Below are 18,866 nucleotides of genomic sequence, written 5' to 3' on the forward strand. Positions count from 1 at the left end.
CCCTTTCCTCCTGAAAAATGCCTTCCTACGATTTAATAGTTATTGGTTCGGGTGCGCTCGGCACGTTCCATGCTTACCATGCCGCCAAAGCCGGTAAACGCGTGTTGTTGCTCGAAAAAGACCGTTATCCAATTGGCGCGACGGTACGCAATTTTGGGCAGGTAGTGCCGTCGGGGCTGGCCGGGCGCTGGTTCGACTATGGCCGTCGGAGCCTGGAAATCTACAAAAATATTCAGCGCCAAACCGACCTGACCGTCCGGCAAAATGGCACGATCTATATCGCGTCCGATGCCGACGAATGGACACTGGCCAATGAACTCCACGACCGTTACCAAGGTATCGGCTATACCAGCGAGTTATGGACCAAAGCCCAATGTCTGGCCAAATACCCGTCGTTGCAATCCGACTACGTAGTGGGTGGAATTTTCTTTCCCCAGGAGATGAGCGTTGAGCCGGAGCAGATGATTCACCGGCTGATTGCCTTTGTTCAGCAGAAATATGACGTTGATTACCGACCCGGTTCAGCCGTCATTGACGTGCAATCCAATTACAGTGGTGCCATCGTTACGCTGAGCAATCGGGAGCGGTTCCAGGCTAATCGGGTGCTGATTTGCAGCGGCCACGAAGTACGCTTGTTATTCCCCAACGTTCTGGCCGATGCCGGACTGGTAGTAAGTAAATTACAAATGCTGCTGGCCGAGCCGGTTTCCGGCCTTTCCTTACCCGGCAACATCCTGACCGGCTTAACGATACGTCGGTATGAAGCTTTTCAGGAGTGCCCGTCCTATGCCAATGTCATGGCTCGCACGCCCGAGCATCTGGCTGAACTCAAAAAGTGGGGCATTCATATTCTGTTCAAGCAGGCCATAGACGGCTCCATCATCGTGGGCGATTCGCACGAATACGCCGACGCGACACAGGCCGAAGATCTGGGCTACCACACGCAGGATTTCATCAACGATCTGATGCTGGCCGAAGCCCGGCGAATTGCTACGTTCCCGCTAACGATTAAAAAAACATGGGCGGGGTTTTATAGCCAGACGAAAGACGAAATCTTCGAACACAACGTCGACGAGAACATTCGCATCGTAACGGGTATTGGCGGCAAGGGCATGAGTTCAGGCGCGGGTTATGCCGAGGAAAGTGTTCAGCAGTGGTTGGGGTTACCTAAGAACACAGCTGCGCTGTAGAAATAAGCGCTTATTTCATACCTGTTAAATTCATGTGAAATCTCCCCAACATCTGTTCACAAACCATTGATGATTGGTCAATATTGAGGTAATATCGGAACTCTACTTTTGCAGGAATTTACTTGAGTAATCTCAACCTGCAAACGCATGACTCTTTTTTTACCTTCTTCAACGCTACCGCAACCACTCCGGCAACGAACCGCCCGCCCGGTTCGCACGCTACGTCGATTGGCCGTAGCGTTTTTGTTTTGCCTACTATCCGGCCTGACCGCTTTCGCGCAGACCGTTAGCGGTCGGGTTGTTTCCGGTGAAGACAACCAGCCATTGCCCGGCGTGTCGATCATCGTGAAAGGCACAACTACCGGTACAACCAGCCGCGCCGATGGTACGTATTCCATTTCTGTTCAATCGGCCAATACGCTGACGTTCTCGTTCATCGGGTATGAAACGCAGGACGTTGCCGTGGGCAATCGTATAACAATCGACGTATCGCTGGTTGTCGGCTCATCGACACTGAACGAAATCGTCGTGACGGCGCTCGGCATCAAAAAGGATATCCGGCAAACGGGGGTGACGGTGCAAACCGTCGATGGAACACAGTTATTGAAAGCCCGCGAACCAAACCCGATCAACTCCCTAACGGGGAAAGTGGCCGGGTTAACAATAGGATCTTCGTCGGAACTCCTGGGCCGTCCGAACATTTCACTACGTGGCAATTCAGACGTCTTGTTCGTGGTCGATGGGATTCCCATTACGTCTGATACCTGGAATGTTAGCGCCGATGATATTGAAACGTATACCGTGCTGAAAGGCGCGTCGGCCTCGGCGCTGTATGGCTTCCGGGGAAAAAACGGGGCCATTCTGATCACGACAAAACGCGGCACGAAAGATAAACGTGGTTTTTCGGTGGAAGTCAATACGAGCCAGATGGCCGACCAGGGATTCCTTGCGATTCCGAAAGTACAGGACGAATACGGTCCCGGCGATCACGGTGTGTATGCCTTCGGCGATGGGAAAGGCAACGGCCTCAACGACGGTGATTACGACATCTGGGGACCAGCACTGAATGGTCAGCTAATTCCGCAATATGACAGTCCGGTTTTGCCGGGCCAGTCGTTCACCACGACATTCCCAAACGGCAAAACCTTTACCAGCAACCGGCAGCCAACGCCATTTTTGCCACGCGGCAAGGACAACCTCAGCCGGTTTATCCAGACCGGTATTCAGTCGAACAACAACATAGCGGTGGCTGCATCGGGGGAGAAATACGATATGCGCTTCTCCCTGTCGCACAATTTTCAGCGGGGACTGGTGCCAAATACCAAGCTGAACGTAACGAACTTCAACGTAACGGGTGGCTACAATTTTTCGCCCAAACTCCGCTTTGAGGCCAGCATGAACTACAACCGACAGTATACGCCCAACTTTCCGGACGTAAACTACGGCCCTAACTCATTAATCTATAACATCATTGCCTGGGGTGGGGCCGACTGGAATATCGACGACATGAAGCAGATCTGGCAGCCCGGCAAAGAAGGCTCCCAACAGATTTATGCGGAATATCAGCGGTATAATAACCCGTGGTTCCTGGCAAAATACTGGTTGCGCGGCCATTACAACAGCAACCTGTACGGCTACACATCGCTACGTTACCAACTTACGGATGCGTTGACGGTTACGGCCAAAACACAACTGACAACCTATAGCCTGCTTCGTACGGAGAAATTCCCTTATTCGGCTACGAGCTACGGCCGCGAAGAAGCCAGGGGTGACTACCGCGAAGATCGCCGGAACCTGTTCGACAATATTAACCAGGTGCTGGTTCAGTACAACAAGAAAGTTACGCCCGATCTGGCCATTAACGCATTGGTCGGTGGTGAAGCGCGTATTTTCAATTACAACTCCGATTTCGCCAGCACCAACTACCTGAACGTACCGGGCGTCTACAATTTTGCCAACTCATCGAACCCAGTTGTTGCGTCGAATTTCCAGTCGGATATGCGGGTGTTATCGGCCTACTACTCGGCTGATTTTACGTTCCGCGATTACGCTACGTTGACCACCACAGGCCGGATCGACAAACTCTCGACGTTGCCGAAGGGGAACAATGCGTACTTCTATCCGTCGGTGGCGCTGAGCACGGTCATTTCGGACTACGTCCAGTTACCGGCCAAACTTGGTATCTCGTTCCTGAAACTGCGAGCGTCGTATGCCAACGTAAAAGACGGCCTGACCCAATCGACCATCGGCTCTACGCCGGGCGCTTCGTTTCCGCTCGGCTATGGTGTCGATTATAACTCGTCGTATGGTGGACCAACGTATCAGAACTCGGCGGTGTATACCTTGCCCCTGGCCTATAACAATAAACCGGCGGCTTATTATACCAATACGCTCAACAACCCAAATCTGAAACCCAACTCGACCTCACAATCGGAGATCGGACTGGACATTCGTTTCCTGAACAACCGTTTGGCACTGGATGCGGCTTACTACGTTAGCAACGACGGACCGCGCATTTTCACACTCCCATCGTCGGAAGCAACGGGCTACACCGGTCGACTGGTTAACGGAATCAGTACCCAGAAAAAGGGTGGTGAAATCTCGCTGACGGGGCAGGCTATTCGTTCGCCAAAAGGCTTCAATTGGGATGTTGTCGCCAACTACTCCACCTATACAGAACGACTGAAAGAAGTCTATCCAGAAGGCGGTATCAACACACTGGCATCAAACTTTTTTGTCGGAAGCAGTAGCGATAAACGGTTTATCAACATTGGCGACCGAACCGACGGATTTTATTCGAGCGCATTTGTGCGGACGCCTGATGGTCAATTGATTAATGACGACGGTGGACGGCCGATCATAAACCCGGTGTCGCAGTTTCTGGGTTACGTCAATCCGAAATTCGTTTGGGGAATCAACAACCGGTTCAGCTACAAAAACATCAACTTCAGTTTCCAGTTCGACGGTCGCGTTGGCGGGGTCATCGGCGATTATGTCCGGCAGAAAACTTTCCAGGGTGGACGGCACATCGAAACGATCCAGGGTGCTTATGGGGCTGCCCGGCCTAATGATGTGCAGGGCATTACGTCCTTCGTAGGCCAGGGAGTCGCTTTGACAGGTGGAACCATCAACTACGACGTGAACGGTAATGTACTGAATTACGGCGAGTTAAAATATGGCCCAAACACCACGAAAACTTTCGAACAGGATTACATCGCCCGCGCGTTTGGGTCTACGGAATCGTTCCTGATGGACCGGAGCTTTGCCAAACTGCGCGAGGTTATCATTGGTTATTCATTGCCGCAAAACCTGCTACGCCATGTCGGTGTGAAGCAGGCCAGTGTATCATTGGTGGGGCGCAATCTGCTGTACTTCGCCCAATACAAAGACATCGACCTCGACCAGTATCTAACGGGCGGCATCTCGGGCCTGCAAACGCCAACGACACGTCGGTACGGTATCAATCTGAATCTGGTATTTTAAGAATAGTCGTCAGTCATTAGTCGGAAGTCAAGAGTGGCTCCGCTAGTGACTGACGACTGTCAATTAACGACTATAATCTCATGAAACTCAATAAAATTCTCCTGCTTTCTTTAACGGTTCTTGGGTTATCACTGGCCAGTTGCGAACAGCCATTTGATCAGCTCGAACAGGACCCGAACCGGCCTACCAGCGCTCCCGCATCGCTGGTTTTCAGTGGTGTACTGAATGACATGTATAATGCAAACACGGCTCCAACGGGCTACCATGGCGTTACGAATGGAGGCTGGAGCGATCAACAGCGCTGGAACCAGTTTTATGCCAGTAATTACAACTACTACTCAACCAACGATTACGCCTGGACGTCAACCGATCTCTATTACACGACCTTGAAAGACGTAGTGAAAATGGAACAGGAAGCCAAAAAAGTAGGCTTACCCGACGTGAATGCATACTCGGCATTGGGTAAATTTTTCCGGGCGTTCTTTTTCGAGAACATGACCAAGCGGGTAGGTGATATCCCCCTGACAGACGCGTTGCAGGGCCTTGATAACCAAGCGCCCAAATACAATACGCAAAAGGAAGTGTACGTGCAGGTTCTGAAATGGCTCGACGACGCCAATACAGACCTGACCGCCCTCATCGCAAAAAGCGATAACAGCCTCACGGGTGATATTTATCTGAATAACAGCCTGAGCAAATGGCAGAAGGTGGTCAATACGTTCAAACTGCGGGTGCTGATTAGCCTGAGCAAGAAAGAAGCCGATACAGACCTGAACGTGAAGACGCGCTTTGCGGAGGTTGTCAATAACCCCACCAGGTTTCCGGTGATGAGTTCGATGGACGACAATCTTCAATACGTCTACAACACTCAATTCAACAAGTATCCTCGCAATCCGGACAATTTTGGTCAAAGCGCTACGCGTGAGAACATGGCCGCTACGTATCTGGGTACGTTGACAGCGCTGAAAGATCCACGCACGTTTGTGGTCGCCGAACCCGCAACAGCGAAAGTTGCCGCCGGTATCAAGCCAACCGATTTTGCGGCATTTGTTGGTGCATCGTCGGGCGAAGATTTAGCTATTATGTCGTCGGCTGCGAATCAGGGCGCTTATTCGTTCCAGAATCGCAAACACTATTACAGCACGTATACCGCTGAACCCTATATCATTATCGGCTATCCTGAATTGCAGTTTACGATTGCCGAAGGCATCAACCGGGGCTGGGCGACGGGCAGCGCGGAAGATTATTACAAAAAAGGCATCCAGGCATCCTGGGGATTTTATGGCCTGAAAGACGGTAGCAACGACGTATTTTTCTCGGCCGATGGTGGTTATAAGTTGTTCAATACATATCAGGTTACTGTCAGTTTTGCCGATTATTACGCGCAGGCAGCCGTGAAATATGTAGCGGGTGCTCCAGGTCTGACCCAGATTCTGACCCAGAAATACCTGGCATTTTTTCAGCAATCGGGTATGGAAGCCTTCTACAATCAGCGACGGACGGGCGTTCCAACGTTCCTGACTGGACCCGGTACAGGCAACAGTACCCGCATTCCACTACGCTGGCAATATCCATCGACAGAGCGCTCGTACAATACCGCGAACAACAGCGCAGCGCTAGCGAGTCAGTTCGGTGGCAACGATGATATTAATGCCGCGATGTGGGTACTGAAATAATTCACTACTTTCAAGCCAGACCTATACGGTTTTTAAAACCGTATAGGTCTTTTTAGCTATAGCAGTTGAGCGTAGTCAGAGACTACGCCGAACATCCGATAAACTATGCGACGTATTCTTTTCCTACTCAGCTTCTTCATAAGCGTTTCCGCTTTGGCTCAACCAGCTCAAAATCTCATTCTGGTAACGCTCGATGGCGTGCGCTGGCAGGAGGTTTTTAATGGGGCTGACTCAACGCTGCTTTTCGATCCAGTGTACAGTCGCGATACGGCCAGTGCCCGTAAACAATTCTGGGCCGCTACGCCCGCCGAACGCCGGGTACGAATTATGCCATTTCTGTGGAACACAATTGGAAAGCAAGGCCAGCTTTACGGGAATCGGCAGTTGGGGAATCGCATGAACGTATCGAATCCGCACTGGTTCAGCTATCCGGGCTATAACGAAATTCTGAGCGGCTACGCGGACGACCGCATCAAGTCGAACGACAAGATTGACAATCCGAACGTAACGGTATTAGAGTTTCTGAATCAGCAGCCGGACTACAAAGGAAAAGTAGCCGTGTTTTCATCCTGGGATGTGATCGAAGCGGCCGTTAACGAAAAGCGAAGTGGCATTCCAGCCAGCTCTGCCAATGAACCAAGCCACCCTGTTACGTCTGCTGATTCGCTCCTGAGTGATCTGACTACGTTATACCCACGGGAGTTTGGCGACGGCGTGCGGGCTGACTTCCTGACCTATTTTTCAGCTCGACAATACGTCAAGCAGAAGCAGCCGCGCATCCTGTTTCTGTCGTTCGACGAAACCGATGATCTGGCCTATGCCGGACGTTACCACGATCATCTACGGATGGTTCAGTCCATTGACACTTACCTGGCCGATCTGTGGAAAATGATCCAGACCATGCCGCAGTACGCCGGAAAAACAGCTATTTTAGTGACGACCGATCACGGACGAGGGCACACACCCAAAGCCCGCTGGAAAGATCACGGCACCAAAACCGCCGATTCTTACCAGATATGGCTAGCAGCAATGGGGCCGGGCGTCGCTACGTCGGGTGAGCAAAGTAATGGGCCTGTTTTATTCCAGAATCAGCTTGCCGCTACGTTAGCCCGGTTGTTGGGATTCGATTTTAAAAGCGACCATCCGGTTGGGAAGCCCATTGACTCCATCAGTAGCGGTAATCGGTGATGGTCTTTCTCTGTCATATCTGTACTCATGCATAGCTCATTGCTGAACTTATGAACCGTAGAACCCTCCTCAAATCGGCTGCGCTACTGCCACTTGTGCCCGCGTCTCAGCCCTTACTTACTACCGCGCCCGCTGCCAGGAAACGTAGTGTTCGCTTTGCCTACATCGGCGATACGCACATAACGCCGGACACCAAACCGATGGAAAGCATAGCGAAATGTTTCCATCATGCGCAGAATCAGGCCGACAAACCATCGTTCGTTTTGCACGGGGGCGACGTAATTATGGATGCGCTGAAGCAGGATCGGGATGGCGTACAGAAACAATGGGATGCCTGGCACACGGTCATGAAAGCCGACAACTCACTGCCCATTGAATACTGCATTGGCAATCATGATGTCTGGGGATTCGAGGGCGCGAAAAGCGATCCGATGTACGGCAAGAAATGGGCCGTTGACCTCATGAAGATCAGTGGTCGGTATCGTAGTTTCGATAAGAACGGCTGGCATTTTATCATCCTCGATAGTGTACAGCCCAAGCCGGACGGTATGTGGTATACGGGCAATATTGACCCAGAGCAACTGGACTGGCTAAAACAGGATTTAGCCAAAACCGGCACAAAAACGCCGGTTTTAGTGATGTCGCACATCCCGATTTTTAGTCCTACTGCGTTCTTCAGCGAGCAGAATAATAAAGACGGCAACTGGACAATTTCGGGCGGGCTGGTGCTATCCAATACGCCGGAATTACTCAAGCTTTTTTATCAATATCCCAACGTAAAAACAGCGCTGAGCGGCCATATGCATTTGCTCGACCGGGTTGATTACAACGGGGTTACATATCTGTGCAACGGAGCCGTTAGTGGCAACTGGTGGAAAAGTGATACGTATCAGCAAACCAAAGCCGGATATGCCTTAATTGATTTATACGACGACGGAACCGTTGAACGGACGTATCTGCAATACGCGTAAACGCACCATCGCGAACAACATAATAAAGATGGAAACCATCAAGAATCTCTTCGCCCAAAGTGGCGATGACGCCTATTTTGGAGAGCCGGTCACCCAACTCGAACACGCCCTGCAATGCGCGCAACTGGCCGAACAGGCAGGAGCCGATGATGAAACCATTGTCGCTGCGTTTCTGCACGACATTGGTCATCTATTACCACCCGAATTAGCGGGTGGATACATGGACGGCTACGGTACGATTGATCATGAGCGACTGGGCGCCGATTACCTGCGTGAGCGGGGATTTTCGGAGAAAGTGGCCCAACTGATCGAACATCACGTCAATGCCAAGCGCTATCTGGTATTTAAAAATCCGAATTACTTTGCCCGACTGTCGGAAGCGAGTTTGCGAACGCTGGAGTTTCAGGGCGGGCCCATGAGTGCGGGAGAAGCCCTGTCTTTTGAGACAAATCCATACTTCAAGGGTATTCTATTGCTGCGAACCTGGGATGAACAAGCGAAGATTCCGCACCTGCCAACGCCGGGAATTGAGTACTACGTAGCGATGAGTGAGCGGTTAATTGGATAAATCGTAGCGTTTATTTTACCCAAATTGTTCAGTAGCCTATTCGGCCTGTTGATGTAATACAAAATGAATATATTGCATCATGCCAAAATCTCCCGCTTTTCTTCGTAACCCCACTACGTTCGTGATCTTTGGGGCAACGGCTGCGTTTTGCACCTATGCCTGTATGTATGCCTTCCGAAGGGGCATCACAGCCGTTACGTTCGAGGGCATGGCTTTTGCCGGGATCAGCTATAAAATCTGGCTCGTGACGGCTCAGGTGTTTGGCTACGCCCTGTCGAAGGGAATCGGCATTAAAGTCGTTTCTGAAATGTCGCCCGGACGACGGGCTATCAATATTCTGTTCTTTGTCGCGATTGCCTTACTGGCCCTGCTTGGGTTTGCCCTGGTTCCAGCGCCCTACAATATCATCTTTCTGTTCCTGAATGGACTGCCCCTGGGCTTGATCTACGGAACCATGCTGGGCTTTCTGGAAGGGCGACGGCAGACAGATGCGCTCGTAGCGGGCCTGACGGCGTCCTTCATTTTTGCGTCGGGCTTCGTCAAAACCGTGGCGCTCACAATCCGGGCCGACTGGGGTGTGTCGGAATTCTGGCTGCCCTTTGTAACGGGAAGTCTATTCGTCCTGCCCATGCTGGTGTCAATTTATGCGCTGACGCTATTGCCCCCACCAACCGCTGAAGACCGCGCGCTACGTACGGAACGTAAACCAATGGATGCGGCCGAGCGTCGGGCCTTCGTCAGAAGCTTTAGGCCGGGACTGGTGCTGCTCATTGCCTCCTACGTATTACTCTCGGCCTTCCGCGATTTCCGCGACAATTTTGGCCCCGAAATTCTGAAGGATGCGGGCGTGCAGAATCCGGGCGTTTTTGCCAAAACGGAAACATTGATAGCGCTCGGCATTCTTATTGTGATGGCGCTTCTCCAGCGCGTCACCAACAATTTTCGGGCTTTCGCGTTGCTCAACGGGCTGATGCTGGCGGGTGGTGCTTTAGTGGGGTTAAGTACGTATGCTTACTCGACGGGTCATCTGTCGCCAGGCAACTGGTTTCTGCTGACGGGGTTGGGGTTATACATGGCGTATGTGCCTTGCAACGGGCTGTATTTCGAGCGCTTGATTGCATCGTTTCGGTACGTTAGCACGGTCGGCTTTATCGTGACACTCGCTGACTGGTACGGTTATCTTGGCAGCGTAGCGGTATTGCTTTACAAGAACTTCGGGCACGCCAACATCAGTTACCGGGAGTTTTTCGTGGACGGTGCCTACATCTTATCCCTGACATACGGCGTACTGGTCGTAGGCTCGTTCATCTATTTCCGAAAACGATTTCGGGACAGGGTCATTCTTCAGGAACAGGAAAGTGTGGTTTGAATTACTCCGCGTAGCCCTGCCGTTTGACGCAGCCTTTCAACTACGTCGAATAGTCAAAAACAGATGAATACGTCTCATCATAAGTAAATCCAGTCCCAAATCCGCTTAGATTGGCAGGTTGATTCTTTTCCCTAAAACAGCCTTTCATGCAAACCAATCGACGTGCCTTTCTGCAACAGGCAACGAGTCTGCTGGCCCTGACGGGTGTAGCGAGTCAGGCCGAAGCTATTGCTCATCATCTAAATCCCGATTCAGCAAAAGCCAAACCATACGTAGTGTTTGTGACGGGCGATCACGAGTACAGTGGCGAACTGACGCTGCCGCTGATTGCCGCCGAACTCGAAAAGAATTACGGTATGCGCACGACCGTACTGAAATCTCAGCCCGATTACAACGGCGAAAAAGATATTCCCGGCCTTGAGGCTCTGCGCGAGGCTGATCTGGCGGTTTTCTATTTGCGCTGGCGGCTGCTCCCGAAAGAACAACTGCAATACATTGACGATTACTTGAAATCAGGCAAGCCGGTGATGGGGTTCCGCACCACGACCCACGCCTTCAATTACCCCGACGGCGACGACCGTAAACGCTGGAATGCCTTCGGTGAGTTTGCGTTCGGGGCTCCTCCGGGTTGGGGTGGCGAGGCTAAACATACGCACTACGGCCATAAAAGCACGACCGACGTAACGATCATTCCGGCAGCGGCTCAGAATCCAATCCTGACGGGCGTTGCGCCGTCTTTTCACGCGTCTTCCTGGCTCTATCGCGTTCTGCCAGACTACCCGGCAAAAGGCGCAGTGCCGTTGCTAATGGGCAAATCGGTTAATCCCGATAAAGAAGCCATTGATAACCCTGTGGCCTGGACGTGGCAGAATCAGTGGGGTGGAAAGGCCTTTATAACAACCCTCGGCCATCCCGAAGATTTCCAGGTCGAGTCATTTCAGCGGCTGGTTATCAACGCCATCCATTGGGAATTAGGCTTACCTGTTCCCAAAAAATGGAAGGGCAAAATCGCCATTGACGTTCCATACGGCCACCCGAAAAAATCCTGATGCTATGAAGTCCTTAATTTCTGGAAAATCCAGCCTCATTGGCTCGCTCGTTGTGGTTGGACTGGCTATTGTTGCGTTTACGGCGTTTCAATCGGCCCGACGCTCGGTTACGGCCGCCGATCCACTAAAAGTTGGTAAAGGGGCGCACATCATGTTGCTGGGCAATAACCTCGGGTCGAGAATGATGAATTACGACAACTTCGAGACCGAAATGCAGGTTCGCTATCCTGATGATTCGCTGTACATACGTAACATGTGCGATGCGGGGGATACGCCCGGTTTCCGGCCTCGCTCGAGTCGATTTTCGCCCTGGGCATTCCCTGGTGCCGAGAAATTTCAGACTGAATATGCCAATCCGTCCGATAGTCAGGGTCAGTTTGAATCACCCGATGAGTGGCTTACCCGGCTCAAAACCGACGTAATCATCGCTTTTTTTGGCTACAACGAATCGTTTCAGGGCAAAGAAGGGCTGGCGAACTACAAAGCAGAACTGGATGCCTTTATCAAATGGACACTCAATCAGAAATACAACGGACGTAATGCCCCTCAACTGGCCATCGTATCGCCCATCGCCTTTGAGGATTTGTCGGCCACGCTTGACCTTCCGAATGGCAAAAAAGAAAATGAGAACATTGCCCTGTATGCCAGGGCCATGCAGGAGGTCGCCGAGCAGAACAAAGTGCTCTTTGTCGATGCGTTTGCGCCTTCCCAGAAATGGTATGACGACAGCAAGGAACCACTAACCATCGACGGTTCTCAACTCACAGAGGAAGGCTATAAAAAGTTAGGCGTCTTGCTGGCCGATCAGGTGTTTGGCAAGGCATCGCCCAAAGCGGAAGCCAACCGGAAACTGATTCATGACGCCGTGATGGAGAAGAACTGGATGTGGCACAACGACTATAAAATTCCGAATGGCGTTCACGTGTATGGTCGTCGGTATGATCCATTTGGACCGGATAATTATCCGGCAGAAATAAAGAAAATTCGGGAGTTAACGGCCATTCGGGACAACGCTGTCTGGCTGGCGGCATCAAAAGGCGAAAAGCTAGACCTTAGCGTTGCGGATAAAAACACGTCACCGCTGCCACCCGTAAAAACCAATTATAATCCGGAGAAAAACGGCAGCCTAACGTATCTCTCGGGCAAGGAGGCACTGGCGAAGCTAAAAGTACCTCAGGGCTACAAAATTGAGCTTTTTGCATCAGAAGAGGAATTTCCGGACCTGGCGAAACCCATGCAGATGTCTTTCGATAACAAGGGCCGGTTATGGATTGCCACCATGCCGAGTTACCCGCACTACAAGCCGGGCGATTCAAAACCCAACGACAAGATCATCATTCTCGAAGACACAAACGGGGATGGCAAGGCCGACAAGCAAAGCGTGTTTGCCGATGGCCTACACCTGCCTCTTGGCTTCGAACTGGCGAAAGAAGGCGTTTATGTATCGCAGGGCCCTAACCTGAAACTGTACACCGATACAAACGGGGACGAAAAAGCCGACAAAGTGGAAATTCTCATGAGCGGCTATGATGATCATGACACCCACCATAACAGCCACGCGTTCACTACCGACCCATCCGGCGCTATTTATTCGGGCGAGGGCGTGTTTTTGCATACCAACGTAGAAACGTCTTACGGCCCAGTACGCGCCACGAACGGTGGATTTTACCGGTATGCCCCACAGCTTCACAAACTGGAACGTACCGCTCAGCTTTCCATTCCCAACCCCTGGGGCATTGCTTTCGATGATTGGGGACAACCCTTTTTCGCCGAAACATCCAGCCCCGATGTTCGCTGGATGATGCCCGGTTCGGTATTGCCGCGCTACGGAGAGTTTACGCATAAGTCGGTTCAACTGGTCGAAGAGGCTCATCGTGTACGTCCAACGTCGGGTCTGGAATTTGTGTCCAGCCGCCATTTCCCGGATGATATTCAGGGCGATTTTCTAATCAACAATACTATTGGCTTTCTGGGCACGAAAGAACATACGCTGACCGATGATGGAACTGGCTATAAAAGCCACCACCGGGCCGATCTGGTTGTTAGCGAGGACCGGAACTTCCGGCCAGTCGACATGGAGTTTGCACCCGATGGTTCCTTGTATATAATCGACTGGCACAACATCCTGATCGGACACATGCAGCACAACGCCCGTGACCCACTGCGTGACCATTCGCACGGACGGGTTTACCGCATTACGTATCCGTCGCGGCCCTTGGTGAAACCGGCTAAAATTGACGGCGCTAGCATCGAAGAACTCCTGGATAATCTGAAGCTTCCTGAATATCGTACCCGGTACCGCACCCGGCGCGAACTGAGAGGCCGGGATGTGAATCAAGTGTTGGCCAAACTCAAAACCTGGGTAGCCGGACTGGACAAAAAAGATCCGAGATACGAACACCATTTGCTGGAAGGCCTGTGGGTGAGCTGGGGCATGAATAAAGTCGACCAACCGCTGCTACGTCAGGTATTGAAGGCAAAAGATTACCACGCCCGGGCGGCTGCCGTTCAGGTGGTGCGGTATACGGGTCATCAGGTTGCCGATCAGGCCGATTTGCTCATGCAGGCCGTCCGTGACGATAATAGCCGGGTTCGGTTAGACGCCATTGTCGCGGCTTCGTGGATTGGCAAGGAAAAGGGATTACCCATTCTGGCAGAAGCGTCGAAGAAACCGCTGGATGACTGGATGATTCATGCCTATGATGCAGCCGTTGCTCACCTCAAGGGCGAAAATGTGAAGAAGGAAAAAGAGGTGGTTGTGAAGTCAACGCTGAAAGGTGAAGAACTAGCCCTGTACAATCTGGGCAAAGAAATCTACGGCAAGGAAGGTTATTGCACTACGTGTCACCAACCCGATGGAAAAGGGCTTACGGCCTCCGGCTTTCCGCCCCTTATTGGCACAAAATGGGTATCGGGCAACGAGGATCGGTTGATCAAGATCGCCTTGAAAGGACTTATGGGTCCAATCGATGTGGGGGGCAAGACCTATCCCGGTCAGGTGCCGATGACTCCCTTTGGCGGATTGTTGAAAGACAACGAAATAGCCGCCGTGTTGACCTATGTACGAAATTCATTTGGCAACAACGCCCCGGCTGTCCTTCCCGACAAGGTAAAAAAAGTCAGAGCCATTACCGAAAGCAAGAAGGATTTCTATTCGCCAACCCAGTTGCTGAAAGATCATCCCATGGAAAAATGATGATCGCAAACGTTCAATTTCAATCACATAGGCTCAGTACGTCAACAGAATAACTATGCTATCTCCATTTCCTTTTCGCTTCGGAGCCGAGGCTTACACTTGGTTCATGAACAATAATGGTCAAACCCACGCTAATCGCCTGGGGCATATGATTGATATTACGGCTCAGGCGGGTTTTGCGGGTATAGAGCCAATTCATAACTGGATGGGCGATCTGCCCGATCCCGAAAGTCTAGCCCAGAAACTCAATGAACAAGGCGTTGAATTAGCCGCCATTGCTTTAGCCCTCGACTGGAATGGGGCCGATGAAACCGAACAGGAGCGGCATGAAGCTGATCGATGTATTGCCCTGCTAAAACAGTTTCCAGGTGCGCTGCTCTGCACCGTTCAAAAACCAACAGGACGGCATAATCTTGAAACCCGCCGACGTAATCTCGTCAATATCGTTAATCGTGTATCGCGACGGGCGGTAGATCAGGGCGTACCCTGTAGTTTTCACCCCAATTCTCCCCATTCATCCATAACCCGGACGGAGGAGGATTACCGCGTAATTATCGAATCGCTTGATGCATCGGTAACCGGCTGGACCCCCGATGTTGGCCACCTTATCAATGGCGGTATGGACCCATTGACAAAAATGAAAGAGTACGCATCGCTCATTAATCTGGTTCATTACAAAGACTGGAGTGGCGAGCCCGAATTTGCACTACTGGGCAAGGGCAAAGTTGATTTTGTGGGGATAACCCAGTGGCTGATCGAGCAGCAATATAGCGGCTGGATTATCTGTGAAGATGAAGGATCAGAAGCAATGGACGATCCGGATGGTGTTACGTTGCACGATGGTCGCTGGGTATACGAAACACTACTTCCGGCAGTAATTAAATGAGTGAATGAGTGAAGCCATTCGGCAGATTTTTTTACTCATTAAATAATCTTTCCTGACTATGCCTTTTGTAGAAACCAACGGCATTAACTTGTATTACCAGGAGCGGGGATCGGGAGAGCCGTTGCTGCTGATTATGGGTATTACAGCGCCCGGCTCTGTCTGGGAAAAACACGCCGATGACTGGCAGCATTCGTTTCGCTGTATTCTGGGCGATAACCGGGGTGTTGGACAGTCCGATAAGCCAATAGGCCCCTATAGCACCGCACAAATGGCGGACGATTATGCGGGCCTGATTAACAAACTTGGGTTACAATCAGTGCGGGTCGTTGGCGTATCGATGGGAAGTACGATTGCTCAGCAGTTGGCCCTGAGGCATCCGGATAAAGTTCGTTCACTGGTACTCATGTGTCCGTGGGCGCGTTGCGACCGCACGGCCACAGCCATCTTCCGGCATATAGCAACGATCAAGGCCCGGCTCCGTCCCGAAGAGTTTGCAAATTATATTCAATTGCTGATTTACGCCAAGCGGAGCTGGGATGATGACGCTACGTTTGCTGAACTTCAGGCCAGTCAACAACAGGCTGCTATCGATGCCTCGCCCCAGCCGTTGCATGGGCTGGAAGGGCAGGCCGACGCTTGCATCACTCATAATACGTTAGCGCAACTGAGCCAGATCGATAAGCCCTGCCTAATAATTGGCGGACGGAACGATATTTTTACACCCGTCTGGATGAGCGAAGAAGTAGCCGGTGCGATTCCAGGCAGCGAACTTCATTTCTATGACGAGGCCGGGCACGCGTTCCATTGGGAATGCATCGAAGACTTCAATCCTCGCGTTCGTAACTGGCTGCTAACTCATTAACTCTATTCCTATTTTCTATAAATGAACCCCTACTTACCTTACCTCATGTCTACATTATAATCATCGCCTGTAGGCTTCTTAGTTAATAAGTCGGCGCCGGCTGTCCCTCCCAACAAGGTGAAAAAGGTAAAGCCGTTACCGAAAGCAAGAAGGATTTCTATTCGCCAACCCAGTTACTGAAGGATCATCCGATGGAGAATTAATGGTATAAAGTCGAATTATTAAGGCTAAGGCTTCGTTGAAATGGACTACTGGGCATGGTTTCTAAGCGTTTTTCCTGTTTAGAAACCATGCCCAATTAGTGCCTTATCATTCACGAGTCTATTGATCTTTTTATGCCGCTCTTCGTTATCGTTCGCCACGGCCAGTCGCAGTGGAATTTAGAAAATCGCTTTACAGGCAATGTCGATACCCCGCTCACCGAATTGGGTCAGCATGAAGCCCGCGAAGCCGGTGCGTTACTCAAAGCTCACCAACCCCCAAACTTCGGAATCGGTTTTACATCGGAATTACAACGCGCTATCGAAACGATGGCCCTTATTCTGGACGAGATTGGCCAGACGGATTTACCCATTGAACGTAGCGCGGCCCTGAATGAGCGCATGTATGGTGATTTGCAGGGCATGAATAAAGACGAAGCCGAGAAACGTTTTGGGGCCGAACAGGTATTCCGGTGGCGTCGCGGCTATACCGACCAGCCGCCCCATGGTGAAAGTTTGGCTGATACGCACGCACGTGTAATTCCGTATTTTAAATCGGCTATTTTGCCGCACCTGCAAGCCGGACAACCCGTGCTGGTAGCGGCACACGGCAACAGTTTACGGGCGCTGTTGATGGAATTGGAGCATATCAGCCCGGAAGACATCGAGAAAGTCGAATTAGCGACCGGTATTCCACGCCAATACAACTACGATCAAACAACGGGCGCATTTACCCTACTGCCGAAATGAGATTTCAACTCTAGACTATCGACGAAGACAAGTCCCCAAACCTACCGTAAGCTGATACGTTTCAATTACTGCGCAAGTATGGGTTTGGGGGTGAATTCTTCTGGCGACTATCCTGTTAAAGGATGCACAAGAATCACAAATTGTAATCGAATGAAAGCCGTTGTATTAAGTGAGTGGGGTGGCGTCGAAAATTTCTCTATCCAGGACGTACCCAAACCAATTATCAAAGCCGATGAAGTGCTGGTAAAAGTCAATGCTTTTGGTGTGAATCCTGCCGACTTTAAAACCCGCACCGGCATCACACCCTACTCTAAAAAGTACACACACCCAATCATTCTGGGCTGGGATATAGCGGGCGTGATTGACGAAGTTGGCAGTGACGTAACAAATTTCAAAACGGGTGATGCCGTCTATGGCATGGTCAATTTCCCCGAACCCGGCAATGCATATGCTGAATACGTAGCGTCACCAGCCGCGCACCTCGCCCTGAAACCAACTACCCTATCCTTTGAGGAAGCAGCTGCGGCCCCACTGGCAGTCCTGACGGCCTGGCAGGCACTAACCGAACACGGCCATCTCAAAGCCGGTGAAAAAGTGCTAGTTCAGGCCGCGTCGGGTGGCGTTGGGCATTTAGGGGTTCAGTTGGCGAAAGCCCTGGGTGGATATGTCATTGGTACCGCTTCGGGTAAAAACGAGGCCTTTGTCCGATCGCTCGGCGCCGATGAATTTGTCGATTACACCCAGAATACGGTCGAAGAATCGTTAGGTGACCTCGACCTCGTTTTCGATACGGCCGGCGCCGACACGATTTTTGCCTCGGCCAGTGTCCTCAAATCGAATGGTCGGCTGATTTCCATTGCCTATGCCGCTATGGACAAAGTACTGACCATGCGGCCTGATATTCATGCCGAGCGTATTCTGGTACATACCAGTGGTGATGACCTACGTACCATCAACAAATTCATTGAAGACGGCAAACTAAAAATCACCGTGAGCCAGGTTCTGCCCGCCGACCAGATCGCCGACGCCCACCAGCAACTGGAAAGCCGCCGGACAACCGGCAAGATTGTCCTGACGTTTTAATGTTCGTTCGGCGTAGTCTCTGACTACGCTGAGCAGAAAAAAAGCTTCCCGAAAATTTACAACTTTCGGGAAGCTTTTTTTGATTAAAGCGATTGGTTCTAAGTAGTCCGTGAGAAATAGTTTGCATTATTTTCTAACTTGCCCTCATGGGACGAGTAAATACTCCGGTTCTAACCGATATCCAACGTGCCGATTTAGAACGTGAATTAAAAACCAATGATAGCCATAGCTTTCGGATGCGTTGCCAAGCCATCCTACTCAAAGCGGCTGGCCGTAAATCGAAAGATGTTGCCCAGATTGTGGGCATGTGCCATGTGAGTGTTAATAGCTGGCTGAAACGCTTTAAAACCGATGGACTCGCAGGACTACAAACCAAACCAGGACGGGGACGTAAA

At 51.2% G+C, this 18,866-nt stretch carries 14 protein-coding genes; all 14 read left to right on the forward strand.

Annotated features, from left to right (window positions below; genetic code table 11):
- Positions 1–17 precede the first annotated feature (17 nt).
- On the forward strand, positions 18–1,190 hold the full coding sequence (locus tag BM202_RS18340; protein ID WP_093828693.1) for a TIGR03364 family FAD-dependent oxidoreductase: 1,173 nt from the start codon (positions 18–20) through the stop codon (positions 1,188–1,190).
- 147 nt (positions 1,191–1,337) lie between these two features.
- Complete coding sequence (locus tag BM202_RS18345) at positions 1,338–4,673, forward strand: SusC/RagA family TonB-linked outer membrane protein (RefSeq protein ID WP_093828695.1); 3,336 nt, start codon at positions 1,338–1,340, stop codon at positions 4,671–4,673.
- 80 nt (positions 4,674–4,753) lie between these two features.
- Positions 4,754–6,349, forward strand: coding sequence for a SusD/RagB family nutrient-binding outer membrane lipoprotein (locus tag BM202_RS18350; RefSeq protein WP_093828697.1), 1,596 nt, complete (start codon positions 4,754–4,756; stop codon positions 6,347–6,349).
- Between the two features lie 105 nt (positions 6,350–6,454).
- Complete coding sequence (locus BM202_RS18355) at positions 6,455–7,537, forward strand: alkaline phosphatase family protein (RefSeq protein WP_093828699.1); 1,083 nt, start codon at positions 6,455–6,457, stop codon at positions 7,535–7,537.
- Positions 7,538–7,587: 50 nt separating this feature from the next.
- On the forward strand, positions 7,588–8,508 hold the full coding sequence (locus tag BM202_RS18360) for a metallophosphoesterase family protein (protein ID WP_093828701.1): 921 nt from the start codon (positions 7,588–7,590) through the stop codon (positions 8,506–8,508).
- A gap of 28 nt (positions 8,509–8,536) precedes the next feature.
- Positions 8,537–9,076, forward strand: coding sequence for an HD domain-containing protein (locus BM202_RS18365; RefSeq protein WP_093828703.1), 540 nt, complete (start codon positions 8,537–8,539; stop codon positions 9,074–9,076).
- Positions 9,077–9,155: 79 nt separating this feature from the next.
- On the forward strand, positions 9,156–10,445 hold the full coding sequence (locus tag BM202_RS18370; RefSeq protein ID WP_093828705.1) for a DUF5690 family protein: 1,290 nt from the start codon (positions 9,156–9,158) through the stop codon (positions 10,443–10,445).
- Between the two features lie 146 nt (positions 10,446–10,591).
- Positions 10,592–11,494, forward strand: a complete 903-nt coding sequence (locus tag BM202_RS18375; RefSeq protein ID WP_093828707.1) for a ThuA domain-containing protein — start codon at positions 10,592–10,594, stop codon at positions 11,492–11,494.
- A gap of 4 nt (positions 11,495–11,498) precedes the next feature.
- Complete coding sequence (locus BM202_RS18380; RefSeq protein WP_093828709.1) at positions 11,499–14,690, forward strand: PVC-type heme-binding CxxCH protein; 3,192 nt, start codon at positions 11,499–11,501, stop codon at positions 14,688–14,690.
- Between the two features lie 55 nt (positions 14,691–14,745).
- Complete coding sequence (locus tag BM202_RS18385; RefSeq protein ID WP_093828710.1) at positions 14,746–15,576, forward strand: sugar phosphate isomerase/epimerase family protein; 831 nt, start codon at positions 14,746–14,748, stop codon at positions 15,574–15,576.
- Positions 15,577–15,634: 58 nt separating this feature from the next.
- Positions 15,635–16,438, forward strand: coding sequence for an alpha/beta fold hydrolase (locus BM202_RS18390; RefSeq protein ID WP_093828712.1), 804 nt, complete (start codon positions 15,635–15,637; stop codon positions 16,436–16,438).
- Positions 16,439–16,773: 335 nt separating this feature from the next.
- Complete coding sequence (locus tag BM202_RS18395) at positions 16,774–17,388, forward strand: 2,3-bisphosphoglycerate-dependent phosphoglycerate mutase (protein ID WP_093828714.1); 615 nt, start codon at positions 16,774–16,776, stop codon at positions 17,386–17,388.
- 150 nt (positions 17,389–17,538) lie between these two features.
- A complete protein-coding gene (locus BM202_RS18400; protein ID WP_093828716.1) occupies positions 17,539–18,471 on the forward strand; it encodes an NADP-dependent oxidoreductase in 933 nt (310 codons plus the stop codon).
- Positions 18,472–18,617: 146 nt separating this feature from the next.
- On the forward strand, positions 18,618–18,866 hold a 249-nt coding region (locus tag BM202_RS18405; RefSeq protein WP_143100710.1), incomplete at its 3' end, for a helix-turn-helix domain-containing protein.

The sequence above is a fragment of the Spirosoma endophyticum genome (assembly GCF_900112365.1).
GTDB lineage: Bacteria > Bacteroidota > Bacteroidia > Cytophagales > Spirosomataceae > Spirosoma > Spirosoma endophyticum.

Excerpts from the sequence above, each read along its gene's own strand:
- BM202_RS18340 (WP_093828693.1), top strand. The coding sequence starts at position 18 with ATGCCTTCCTACGATTTAATAGTTATTGGTTCGGGTGCGCTCGGCACG.
- BM202_RS18345 (WP_093828695.1), top strand. The coding sequence starts at position 1,338 with ATGACTCTTTTTTTACCTTCTTCAACGCTACCGCAACCACTCCGGCAA.
- BM202_RS18350 (WP_093828697.1), top strand. The coding sequence starts at position 4,754 with ATGAAACTCAATAAAATTCTCCTGCTTTCTTTAACGGTTCTTGGGTTA.
- BM202_RS18355 (WP_093828699.1), top strand. The coding sequence starts at position 6,455 with ATGCGACGTATTCTTTTCCTACTCAGCTTCTTCATAAGCGTTTCCGCT.
- BM202_RS18360 (WP_093828701.1), top strand. The coding sequence starts at position 7,588 with ATGAACCGTAGAACCCTCCTCAAATCGGCTGCGCTACTGCCACTTGTG.
- BM202_RS18365 (WP_093828703.1), top strand. The coding sequence starts at position 8,537 with ATGGAAACCATCAAGAATCTCTTCGCCCAAAGTGGCGATGACGCCTAT.
- BM202_RS18370 (WP_093828705.1), top strand. The coding sequence starts at position 9,156 with ATGCCAAAATCTCCCGCTTTTCTTCGTAACCCCACTACGTTCGTGATC.
- BM202_RS18375 (WP_093828707.1), top strand. The coding sequence starts at position 10,592 with ATGCAAACCAATCGACGTGCCTTTCTGCAACAGGCAACGAGTCTGCTG.
- BM202_RS18380 (WP_093828709.1), top strand. The coding sequence starts at position 11,499 with ATGAAGTCCTTAATTTCTGGAAAATCCAGCCTCATTGGCTCGCTCGTT.
- BM202_RS18385 (WP_093828710.1), top strand. The coding sequence starts at position 14,746 with ATGCTATCTCCATTTCCTTTTCGCTTCGGAGCCGAGGCTTACACTTGG.
- BM202_RS18390 (WP_093828712.1), top strand. The coding sequence starts at position 15,635 with ATGCCTTTTGTAGAAACCAACGGCATTAACTTGTATTACCAGGAGCGG.
- BM202_RS18395 (WP_093828714.1), top strand. The coding sequence starts at position 16,774 with ATGCCGCTCTTCGTTATCGTTCGCCACGGCCAGTCGCAGTGGAATTTA.
- BM202_RS18400 (WP_093828716.1), top strand. The coding sequence starts at position 17,539 with ATGAAAGCCGTTGTATTAAGTGAGTGGGGTGGCGTCGAAAATTTCTCT.